Origin of the sequence: Flavobacterium sp. SM15, assembly GCF_022012335.1 — a bacterium.
Taxonomy (GTDB): domain Bacteria; phylum Bacteroidota; class Bacteroidia; order Flavobacteriales; family Flavobacteriaceae; genus Flavobacterium.
This window is the reverse complement of record NZ_JAKLTO010000004.1, coordinates 231,804-243,258: the sequence shown is the minus strand read 5'-3', so window position 1 is coordinate 243,258 and position 11,455 is coordinate 231,804. Positions and strand designations below refer to the sequence as shown.

The following is an 11,455-nucleotide window of genomic DNA, read 5'->3' as shown; positions in this document are numbered from 1 at the left end:
AAATTTAACCAAGTAACACTTCACGCATCGCTTTAGCTTTAAGCAAGCATTCTTCATATTCCATTTCCGGTTTTGATTCTGCAGTGATGGCGCTTCCTACCGAAAAAGAAACGTATTTCTCTTTTGAATTATACAGAATACTTCGGATTACTACATTGAAATCGAAGTCGTTGTTTGGCGTAAAATAACCAACCGCCCCACTGTATAAACCTCGCTTGGTTTGTTCTAAATCCTCGATTATTTGCATAGCGGAAATTTTTGGCGCCCCGGTCATACTTCCCATTGGAAAAGTGGTTTTGATGATTTCGATTGGTGAGGTTGCTTCTTCTACTTCTGAAACCACAGTCGAGATCATTTGATGGACTTGCTTGAACGTGTAAATCCCACAAAGTTCCTCTACCTGAACCGAACCTTTTGTCGCGGTGTGTGATAAATCATTTCGAACCAAATCCACAATCATAATGTTTTCGGAACGTTCCTTTGGATTTTCAGATAAATCGATCTTGGATTGATTATCAGGCTCTTCATCGAAAACGCGTTTCGCGGTTCCTTTTATGGGCTGGGAAATTATTTTTGTACCTTGCTTTCGCAGATAGCGTTCCGGAGATGCACAAAGTAGAAAATCCGTGTTGTTTTTGAAAAATGTTGCAAAAGGCGGTTCGGAAATGGCATTCAGTTTCTGATAGATTTCCAACGGATTGATTTTGGTGTTTTCTGCAAAAAATTCCATGCAGAAATTTGCTTCATAAATGTCGCCACGATGGATATGCTGCAACATTTCGCTTACTTTTTGCAAATACTTTTCCTTTGAAATCCTTTGCTCGATTTTTATTGCAAGACTTTGCTCTTCTTTTCCCTTTTCCCTTTCAACTATTTCCTCAAAATCCTCCTCCAACTCGTCATCACACATGTTCAGATAACAGATTTCCAACTCATTACCTTTTAAAAAAAACAATTTCTTAGGCTGAAAAAAGTATAAATCAGGGAAATTTAAACCGTCGAAATTTTTAGAATAGAGTTTTTCGGTATCATTTTTTAAATCGTAAGACAAGTAACCGAAAAGCCAATCTTTGGTTTGTTGCTGATACTGTTTTAAATCTTCAAAAGCGTTGTGATAATCTGTTTTTAAGGATGTAAAAGCATCACAAGCCAGAACACAGTCGTAGCTTCCGTACTGCTGCGGATAACTGTTACTGTCGAGAAAAACGACTTCCCGAAACTGTTGCGCCCAACTCAAAATTTGTTCTTTGAATTGACTTACGTTTGAAATGGATTTAAAAACAGAAGTTCTCAAAAATTACTATTTATCACGTAAAAGTACTGCTTAACCATAAAGTTTACAAGGAAATTGCACAAAGTTGCCAAAGAAGCTATGGTTTCCACTCTAGCCCCGGTTGCAGCGGCACCTTGTAAAGCGGAAAACGGGAAAAAGGCTTGCTGATAAATCACTACCCATTCGCTCCATAAAAACCTACAAAAAACAAATCAACTCATTGATTTTAAGTAACTTTATATATTTCTTTCACATTAAAATTGTCATCATGAAAAAAACAGTATTCATTCTCTTAATCGCATCTGCCCTATTCTTTTCCTGCCGAAAAAAATCTCCGTTACCAGAAAATGAACCGCAAATTACTCATAACAGCATGAGTTGCGCGCCACCTGTAATTGATGCAAAATGGTATGAATCCGACAATAAAGCACCACTGTTCAAAGGGATGAATATCCTTGATTATAAGATTACCACCAAAAATCCGGAAGCTCAAAAATACTTCAATCAAGGATTAGCTTTGGCTTATGGATTTAATCATGCAGAGGCTGCCCGGTCCTTTTATTATGCAACCAAACTCGATCCCCAATGCGCTATGTGTTTTTGGGGATTTGCCTATGTTTTAGGGCCAAATTACAACGCCGGAATGGAACCGGACAATTACGAAAGGGCTTATAAAGCGATACAAACTGCTTTGAAATTAAGCACTAACGCTTCTGAAAGTGAAAAAGCGTTAATAAATGCGCTCTCAAATCGTTATGTGGAAAAACCTGTCAAGGATAGAAAAAACCTTGATATTGCCTACTCAAAAGCGATGAAAGAAGCCAATGCTAAATTTCCTGACGATATTAATATCAATGCGCTTTATGCGGAATCTGTCATGGATTTACATCCTTGGGATTTATATGATAAAAACGGAAAACCTAAACCCTGGACGCCTGAAATTGTTGGTTTATTTGAGAAAATCCTTAAAAAAGACCCAAAACACATCGGTGCCAATCATTTCTACATTCATGCGGTTGAGGCTTCATCCACTCCGCAAAGAGGTTACGCAGCTGCCAGATTCTTTGATGACGGTAATGCGAAATCTTTTGGTCATCTGACGCATATGGCTTCCCATATTTACATCCGGACGGGTGATTATCACAAAGGAACCATAGCCAATATAAATGCCTGTAAAGTGGATAGTGCTTATGTTACGATGTGTCACGCTCAAGGCGCTTATCCGATTGGTTATTATCCTCATAATTATCATTTTATGGCTGGAACTGCTACTTTGGAAGGAAATTCAAAATGGGCTATGATTGGAGCAAACGAAACTTCTAAATTAGTGCATCCGAAAAATATGATTATACCCGGATTGGAAACGTTACAGCATTATTACGTGATTCCTTATTTCGTAGCGGTAAAGTTTGGCAAATGGGACGAAATTTTAAAAATGAAATTAGTTTCCGATACCTTAAAATACCCTAAGGCGATTTCCCATTATGCAAAAGGAATGGCTTATTTGGGCAAAAACGATTTGCAAAAAGCAAAATCTGAACTGGTGCAATTGGAAGTTCTGGCCAACGATAAGTATTTGGAAAAAATAACCATTTGGCAAATCAATTCGATGAGCTCGATTGTGAATATTGCTGCTAAAGTTTTGAAAGCCGAGATTTTAGCTTCTGAAAAAAAATACACACAAAGCATCCAAACACTTCAAAAAGCCGTAGTGATTGAAGACGGTTTGAATTACAATGAACCGCCCGATTGGTTTTTCTCAGTAAGACATCATTTGGGAGCCATTTTAATTGAAGCCGGAAAATACAACGAAGCCATTAAAGTTTACCAAGAAGATTTAAAACAATTTCCTAAAAATGGCTGGGCTGAACACGGTTTAAAATTGGCTTATGAAAAACTTAGCAACAAGCAAAAATCAACTGAAATAGAACGACTTATATTAAAAAGTTGGGCAACCGCCGATGTGAAAATTGCAACCTCCAGAATCAAGTAAAAACTCAAAAACAAAAATATTATTGCATTGCCGTTTTTTTGAAATTGTGGCACACTTTTTAGTAGGAATACTTGTGTGAAAATCTACTAAAACCAATTCCTATTGACTGAAAATTACTATTTCGTTTTACCCTGTAACATTAACCTTTAAATAGTAATTTTTATGAAAACAATTCCTCGAATTGGTATGGCGGCATTGCTTTTAGTGCTTGCTTATTCCTGCAAAGAAGCTTCTGAATCTAAAGCAGAAGAAATCGTAACCTCTGAAAGCGCGGCTGATGCAGTTTCCTCATCCGCAGCAGTTGAAAAAAAAGACAGTAATCGAAAATTCGTTCGAACGGCAGATTTGCAGTTCAAAGTCAAAAATGTCGCAAAATCAACGTATTCCATTGAAAATGTAACTGCTAAATTTGGAGGATTTGTCACTTATACAAATTTACAAAGTCATATAAACGAAAAAGAGGAAACTCGTGTAAGTCAGGACAGTATTTTAGAAACTACGAAATATACGGTTGAAAATGACATCACAATTCGGGTTCCTAACACTAAACTGGATACTTTAATAAAATCGATTGCAAAAGAAATTGATTTTTTGGATTCGAGAGTGATTAAAGCGGATGATGTCTCCCTTCAGCTTCAGGCTAACAAAATGGCGCAAAAAAGAAGCTCATCAACTGAAAACAGAATCGAAAAAGCTATTGACGAAAAAGGAAAAAAACTAAACAATGTAATTGATGCCGAAGAAAATCTGGCGGCTAAAAAAGAACAGAACGATAATGCCAAATTGAATAATCTTTCTCTGAACGATCAAGTGAACTTCAGCACGGTTTCTATTAAACTGTATCAGCGTGAAGCGATTAAACACGAATTGTATGCCAGTGAGAAAAGCATCAACAAATACCGTCCGCATTTAGGTTTACAGATTTGGGACAGCTTAAAAACCGGTTGGTACATGCTGGAATCCATCATTGCTTTTGTGGTGCAACTTTGGGCTTTGATTTTGATTGGTGCTTTAGGATATATTGGCTATAAGAAACTTAACAGAAAACAACAGTAACCATTTTAATTATTTTCTTACATTTGATTAACTAACCTCTAAAAATCAAATATTTATGAAAATTGCGACTGTTGTTATAAGGGTTCTTATGGGAGCTTTATTGTTGTTTGGTTCCATCGTTTATTTCTTAAAATTATTTCCACAACCGGTTTTAACTGGAGATCTTAAAACCTTCAATGAAGGATTAGCTGCCTCCGGTTATTTAATGAATTTGGTAAAAGGATTGGAATTTCTTTGTGGTTTGGCTTTTATTTCCGGGATGTTTGTGCGCTTAGCCAATTTGGTTCTATTGCCTATATCAGTAAATATCATAATGGTCCATCTTTGTTTGGATCCAGCCAATATTGGTGCCGGAGCTTTCTTGTTTCTTGGAAATATTTTTCTGATTTACAGGCATTGGGACAGTTATAAAGGTATTTTCGTAAGCAAATAAAAAAAGTCGCTCAAATGAGCGACTTTTTTTATATAGATATTGTTTAACAGACTGTTATACGTGTAATGCTCTGTTATCTGTAGCTGCCAATGCTGCTTCTTTGATTGCTTCTGCAAAGGTTGGATGTGCGTGAGACATTCTTGAAATATCTTCTGCTGAGGCTCTGAATTCCATTGCCGTTACAGCTTCTGCGATTAAATCTGCGGCTCTTGCTCCAATCATGTGGATTCCTAAAACTTCGTCGGTTTTAGCATCTGCCAAAATCTTAACAAATCCTTCGATATCAGCACTTGCACGCGCTCTACCTAAAGCTTTGAATGGGAAACTTCCGGCTTTGTAGGCTACTCCCGCTTCTTTCAATTGCTCTTCAGTTTTACCAACCGCTGCAACTTCAGGCCAAGTATAAACAACTCCTGGAATTAAATTATAATCGATGTGAGGTTTCTGTCCTGCTAAATATTCTGCAACCATTACCCCTTCTTCTTCCGCTTTATGTGCTAACATAGCTCCACGAACTACATCACCAATTGCATAAATATTAGAAGCTGATGTCTGTAAATGATCGTTTACTTCAACCTGTCCTCTTTCAGTGATTTTAACTCCTGCTTTATCTGCGTTCAAACCATCCGTATAAGGACGACGACCAACAGAAACCAAAGCATAATCACCTTCTAAAGTAATTACTTCACCTTTAGCGTTTTCAGCTTTTACAACCACACCTTCTCCAGCTCTGTCAACAGCCTGAACTTTGTGGGAAGTGTAGAATTTCATTCCTTGCTTTTTCAATACTTTGGTTAATTCTTTCGATAAACCTCCGTCCATACCCGGAATGATTCTGTCCATAAATTCTACAACAGAAACCTGAGCTCCTAAACGTAAATATACTTGTCCAAGCTCTAATCCGATAACTCCACCACCAATGATGACAAGGTGTTTTGGAACTTCTTTTAGTTTTAAAGCTTCAGTTGAAGTGATGATTCTTTCTTTATCGATTTTGATGAAAGGCAAAGATGATGGTTTTGAACCTGTAGCAATGATTGTATTTTTAGCTTCGATTTTCTCAACAGAACCGTCAGCTTTAGTTACATTGATGGTAGTTGCGTTTTCGAAAGACCCTACTCCTTCAAATACAGTGATGTTATTTTTATCCATCAAATATTTTACACCGCCAGAAGTTTGATCTACAACCGCCTGTTTACGGGCAACCATTTTCTCAAGGTTTACTTTTACATCTCCGGAAACTTCGATACCGTGATCTGCAAAGTGCTGTAATTCTTCATAATGATGAGAAGAAGCCAACATTGCTTTAGAAGGAATGCAACCTACATTAAGACAAGTACCTCCAAGAGTGGAATATTTTTCGATGATGGCCGTTTTCATTCCTAACTGTGCGCAACGGATTGCCGCTACATATCCACCAGGACCTGAACCAATAATAACTACGTCAAATGAACTCATAGTATTTATTTTATGTTGTGTTTTTAAAAATTTCGTCGCACAAAATTAAGGATTTTTGTTTATACAGAATCAGTTTATTAAGGAAAATAATGATGTTTTGCATTTTATCAAGAATCAAATTCAAATAGTATGTTTTTCACAAAAAGACATAAAAAAAGACCTATTTAATAGGCCTTTTCTTTTTATTTAAATCTGATTATATCGAATCGTTACAGGTATAAACTTGGGGGCAAGCAATATATTGTACGCAATAATCAGGACCGGTAACCGCTCCACTACATGAACAGCCACAAAGTGATAAATCTGGATTTCCACCTTTTCCGGAACCTTTGATCATTTTTTGTGTTTCTTTTGATAACACTTCTGCTCCTGGAATGTTTAAAAGTCTTGTTTTCATAATTTTTTAGTTTTGTTGGTTAATAAAGTTCTAAAGTAATCCTTTATTTACAAATTAAAAAATAAAATCTAAAAAATTGTAATCTTTTACACATAAAAAGCAGTTGTACTCTTTACCTCACTAATCATAAAAGTACTGTGTGTGCTTCCAATATGCTGTAAGGTAGTTAGTTTCGTTACCATAAATTCACGGTATTCCTCCATATCTTTTAAACAAATCTTCAGTATATAATCATAATCTCCACTCACATGGAAACATTCCAGCACTTCATTGAGTTTAATGACTTCCTTTTCAAATTGGTTGATGAATTCAATTTTATGCTGAGTCAATTTAATATGACAGAAAACCACGAAGCCTTTATCAATTTTATTACGGTCGACTAAAGCAACGTAATTTGAAATTACACCTTCTTTCTCTAGTTTTTTAATTCGTTCATAAACAGCTGTAACCGACAAATTGAGTTTTAGAGACAACTCTTTAGTAGTTTGCTTGCTATCGGTTTGTAGCAATTTTAGTAGTTTTTTATCAATGGCATCAAAATTCATAATTGAAAAAAAATTGGTTTGAAAGTCAAATTTACTTCTTTTAAATGAAATTACAACTACAATTACCAATAAATACAGAATATAAATCTAAATAATCAATAATTAGTTGATATATTTTCCTAAATAACTTTTCTTTGACCCCTATTTAACTACTACTATCAACCTACAAAAATTATTTTATGGAGAAATTCAACCCGGCAGACAAAATTCAGGATTTGCAATATTTTGGAGAATTTGGAGGTGTTAACCCTTCTATTTCAGACAGTTCTACTTATACATTCCTTTCCGCAAAAACCATGTTCGATACATTCGAAGGAAATGCAGAAGGTTGCTATTTGTATTCCCGCCATTCTTCACCAAGTAACCTTTATTTGGATAAAGCTTTGGCAGCAATGGAAGGAACCGAAAGCGCAAACGTAGCCGCTTCAGGAATGGGCGCCATCACTCCTACTTTATTACAATTGTGCGGTAACGGTGATCATATTGTTTCCAGCCGTACTATTTATGGAGGAACTTATGCTTTTCTTAAAAATTTCACTCCTAGAATGGGTATAAGCACGACATTTGTAGACATTACAAAGTTAGAAGTTGTAGAAGCAGCAATTACTCCGAATACAAAAGTAATTTATTGTGAAACTGTAAGTAACCCTTTATTGGAAGTTGCTGATATTGCTTCACTTTCTAAAATAGCAAAAAAACACAACCTTAAATTGGTGGTTGACAATACGTTTTCACCTTTATCAGTTGCTCCGGCAAAATTAGGTGCTGATGTTGTGATCCACAGTTTAACAAAATACATCAACGGAAGCAGTGATACTGTTGGTGGTGTGGTTTGTGCTTCTCAGGATTTTATTAATAGCCTTAAAAATGTGAACGATGGAGCAAGCATGCTTTTAGGACCAACTATGGATAGTTTGCGTTCCGCTTCAGTGATGAAAAACCTTCGTACACTTCATATCCGTATGAAGCAACACAGTCACAATGCACAATATTTAGCCGAGAAATTTGAAGCGGACGGAATCAAAACGGTTTATCCTGGTTTAAAATCACATCCAAGCCATGAGATTTATAAAACCATGATTAATCCAGAATACGGTTTTGGAGGAATGATGACCATCGACGTTGGTTCTTTAGACAAAGCCAATGAATTAATGGAACTAATGCAGGAAAGAAACCTTGGGTATTTAGCAGTAAGTTTAGGATTTTACAAAACCTTGTTTAGTGCACCGGGAACTTCAACTTCTTCTGAAATTCCGCTTGACGAACAAAAAGAAATGGGCCTTACCGACGGATTAATTCGTTTCTCCATCGGTTTGGACAACGATATTGAGAGAACCTATACAATGATGAAAAATTGCATGAAGGAACTTTCGATTTTAAATTAAGTTTTTTAGTTTTTTAGTTAGTAATCCGCTTTTGAGTAATCATTGGCGGATTTCTTTTTTGTAACAAAAATTAAAAAATTGTAACTAATTGATGTATCAAGTAATTTTTAGCATTCCTTAACAGTATAGGAATTCAACTTTGTATAAATTAGCCTTTTAAAAATTCTATTAATGAAAAAATTTACATTATTCTTTCTTCTGGCTGGTTCTGCGGCTATTGCCCAAAAGAATTTCACCATAGAAGAAACGGTAACAGGTGCCCGAAAATATGCCCCTACTACACAAAATGCCCAGCAATGGCGTAAAGATTCTAAAGCAATTACTTATTTAAGTGCCGATTTTTCAAGTTTATTGGAAAAAAGTGCTGCTACAGCGTGGAAAGAAACTACCCTTGCTACCAAAACTGATTTCGAAAATGCTCTTAAAACTGCTTTTCCAAATGAGGAGTTTTCACTAAGAATGTTCCCTTTTGAAATTAACTGGAAAACAGCAAACACTTTCGAGACTGAAGTTGCCGGAAAAAAAAACAACTATAAAGTAACTTACGATGTGGTTTCCAAAAAAATCACAACTTCAACAAGTTATTCTAATGAAGGTGCACAAGCTAAATTTGCTTCTAACGGTAATGTTTCTTGGTTAAAAGAAAATAATATCAGAATTACAACTCCAGCTGGAAATGTAATTGAAGTTACCAACGATCAAAATCCTGCCATTGTAAACGGTTCGGATTATGTTCACCGTCAGGAATTTGGTATCGACCGCGGTATGTGGTGGAACCAGACCGGAACACAATTAGCTTATTACAGAAAAGACGAAACTATGGTGGGCAACTACCCTATCATCAACTGGAATGAGCGTGAAGCAGCAAACAAAGACATCAAATATCCGATGGCCGGAATGACCAGTGAGAATGTTACCGTTGTAATTTATGATGTTGCTACAGAAAGAAAAGTAACCATTCAAACCGGAGAACCAAAAGAACAATTCTTAACTATGGTTTCTTGGGAACCAAGTGGAAAATATATCTTTATTGGTGTTTTAAACCGTGAACAAAATCATTTGAAATTCAACAAATACGATGCTTCAACCGGAGCTTTCATTAAAACTTTGTTCGAGGAAAAAGCTTCAACTTGGGTAGAACCACAACATTCGTTAACTTTTGTTCCGAACAATCCTAACCAATTTATTTACCAAACGGATTTTTACGGATTCAATCAAATGTATTTGTACAACACGGAGGGTAAAATGATCAAAAACCTTGGTTACAAAGATGTTGTAGTGAAAGACCTTTTAGATTTCGACGCTAAAGGAACAAAGATCAATTACATCGGAACAGCCAACAACGGTTTGGATCGTCAATTATACCAAGTAGATATCAAATCCGGAAAAACTATTCAATTAACTACAATTTCCGGAACACACGCAGCATCGGTTTCTTCAGACGGAACAATGATTTTGGATCAATACAGCAATGTGAGCACTCCAAATGAGATTTCTATTCTGAATGTAAAAACGAAAATGGCCAACACTTCAATTTTAAAAGCGGATAATCCTTTTACTGGGAAAATCGACATGCCTAAAATGGAGTTGGTTACTTTAACTTCTGCAGATGGAAAAACGCCTTTAAACGGACGAATCATCTATCCTGCGAATTTCGATGCTGCAAAAAAATACCCGGTAATGGTTTATGTTTACGGAGGTTCTCATGCTCAGTTGGTGAACAACCGTTGGATGGGCGGCGGAGGCTACTTCGATTATTACATGGCACAACAAGGTTACGTTGTGTTTACTTTAGACAACCGAGGAAGTGACTCTCGAGGAAAGAAATTCTGCGATGTAAACCACCGACAGTTAGGGGTTAACGAAATGGCCGACCAAATGAAAGGTGTTGAATTCTTAAAATCGAAAGCGTTTGTAGATGCTGATAAAATTGGTGTTTTCGGATGGAGTTTCGGAGGATTCATGACTACTTCCTTAATGACCAACCACAGCGATGTATTTAAAGTAGGTGTTGCCGGAGGACCGGTAATCGATTGGAAATACTACGAAATCATGTACGGAGAGCGTTATATGGATATGCCTCAGGAAAATCCTGATGGTTATGCAAAAGCTTCTTTATTAGATAAAGCCAAAGATTTAAAAGGACGCTTGTTAGTTATTCACGGAGCTCAAGATCCGGTTGTGGTGCAACAACACAGCATGAACTTTATTGAAGCATGTATTAAAGCAGGAAAACAAGTCGATTACTTCTTATACCCTAACCACGAACATAATGTTGGCGGAAGAGACCGAATCCATTTGTATGCAAAAGTTGCCGATTATTTTAATGTTCATTTGAAGAAATAGACTTCTTAGAATTTTACATAATTAAGAAATCCGTTGTGAAAGCAGCGGATTTTTTTTATCATAACACCTTATTAAACCGAACTATTAACTTGATAAAGCCCACTGCATCAAAGCTTTTGGAGGTATTTTAATACGTTGCACAACGTGGTAAATTGATAAAATAACTGTATTTTTTAAGTAATTTTCTAGATGTATCAAGTTATCGTTTCAAAGTATCGGGTTATTTTTTTAATTAATACAGTTGTTTTTTCAATAAATAGATTCATTTTTTCAATAAATACAGTTGTTAGAACGATTTATTAAATCAGTTTATTAATTGATTATGTTTTTAATATGAAGATTGAATCGTTATACTATAAAGATTCCGTTTTTTCAATAAAAATCCGTTATTAAAACAGCGGATTTTTTATTTGTAACAAAGCGGTAAATTTTGAGTCAAATAGTTTAAAATCATAGAATTATGAAAACCGGAAACAACACAAATTTCACAACTAAAAAAGCAATCTTTTTTACAGTTGCACTAGCAGTTCTCTTTATGGTTGGTTATTTCTTTGGTAAAGGACTATACC

At 35.9% G+C, this 11,455-nt stretch carries 9 protein-coding genes; 5 read left to right on the top strand and 4 right to left on the bottom strand.

The genetic code is table 11. From position 1 onward, the window contains the following. Positions 1-4: 4 nt before the first annotated feature. On the bottom strand, positions 5-1,294 hold the full coding sequence (locus LZZ90_RS08920; protein ID WP_237790345.1) for an anthranilate synthase component I family protein: 1,290 nt from the start codon (positions 1,292-1,294) through the stop codon (positions 5-7). Between the two features lie 247 nt (positions 1,295-1,541). On the opposite strand from LZZ90_RS08920, the gene LZZ90_RS08915 reads away from it, so the two are divergent. From LZZ90_RS08915 to LZZ90_RS08905, 3 genes are all read left to right on the top strand, one after another. Further along, a complete protein-coding gene (locus LZZ90_RS08915) occupies positions 1,542-3,266 on the top strand; it encodes a hypothetical protein (RefSeq protein ID WP_237790344.1) in 1,725 nt (574 codons plus the stop codon). Positions 3,267-3,428: 162 nt separating this feature from the next. Beyond that, the gene (locus LZZ90_RS08910; protein WP_237790343.1) at positions 3,429-4,322 is read left to right on the top strand and encodes a DUF4349 domain-containing protein; all 894 of its coding nucleotides are present in this window, start codon (positions 3,429-3,431) and stop codon (positions 4,320-4,322) included. A gap of 55 nt (positions 4,323-4,377) precedes the next feature. Then, the gene (locus LZZ90_RS08905; protein WP_237790342.1) at positions 4,378-4,755 is read left to right on the top strand and encodes a DoxX family protein; all 378 of its coding nucleotides are present in this window, start codon (positions 4,378-4,380) and stop codon (positions 4,753-4,755) included. A 54-nt stretch (positions 4,756-4,809) separates the two neighbouring features. Here the strand turns inward: LZZ90_RS08905 and lpdA are convergent, their stop codons facing one another. From lpdA to LZZ90_RS08890, 3 genes are all read right to left on the bottom strand, one after another. Then, positions 4,810-6,213, bottom strand: coding sequence for a dihydrolipoyl dehydrogenase (gene lpdA, locus LZZ90_RS08900; RefSeq protein WP_237790341.1), 1,404 nt, complete (start codon positions 6,211-6,213; stop codon positions 4,810-4,812). Between the two features lie 196 nt (positions 6,214-6,409). Continuing rightward, complete coding sequence (locus tag LZZ90_RS08895; protein WP_237790340.1) at positions 6,410-6,610, bottom strand: hypothetical protein; 201 nt, start codon at positions 6,608-6,610, stop codon at positions 6,410-6,412. A gap of 86 nt (positions 6,611-6,696) precedes the next feature. Next, positions 6,697-7,155: an Lrp/AsnC family transcriptional regulator gene (locus LZZ90_RS08890; RefSeq protein ID WP_237790339.1), complete on the bottom strand. Its 459-nt coding sequence runs from the start codon at positions 7,153-7,155 to the stop codon at positions 6,697-6,699. Between the two features lie 179 nt (positions 7,156-7,334). Between LZZ90_RS08890 and LZZ90_RS08885 the strand changes: the two genes are divergently transcribed. Both LZZ90_RS08885 and LZZ90_RS08880 read left to right on the top strand, forming a co-directional pair. Continuing rightward, the gene (locus tag LZZ90_RS08885; protein WP_237790338.1) at positions 7,335-8,540 is read left to right on the top strand and encodes an aminotransferase class I/II-fold pyridoxal phosphate-dependent enzyme; all 1,206 of its coding nucleotides are present in this window, start codon (positions 7,335-7,337) and stop codon (positions 8,538-8,540) included. A 171-nt stretch (positions 8,541-8,711) separates the two neighbouring features. Beyond that, positions 8,712-10,886, top strand: coding sequence for a DPP IV N-terminal domain-containing protein (locus LZZ90_RS08880; RefSeq protein ID WP_237790337.1), 2,175 nt, complete (start codon positions 8,712-8,714; stop codon positions 10,884-10,886). Positions 10,887-11,455 lie beyond the last annotated feature (569 nt).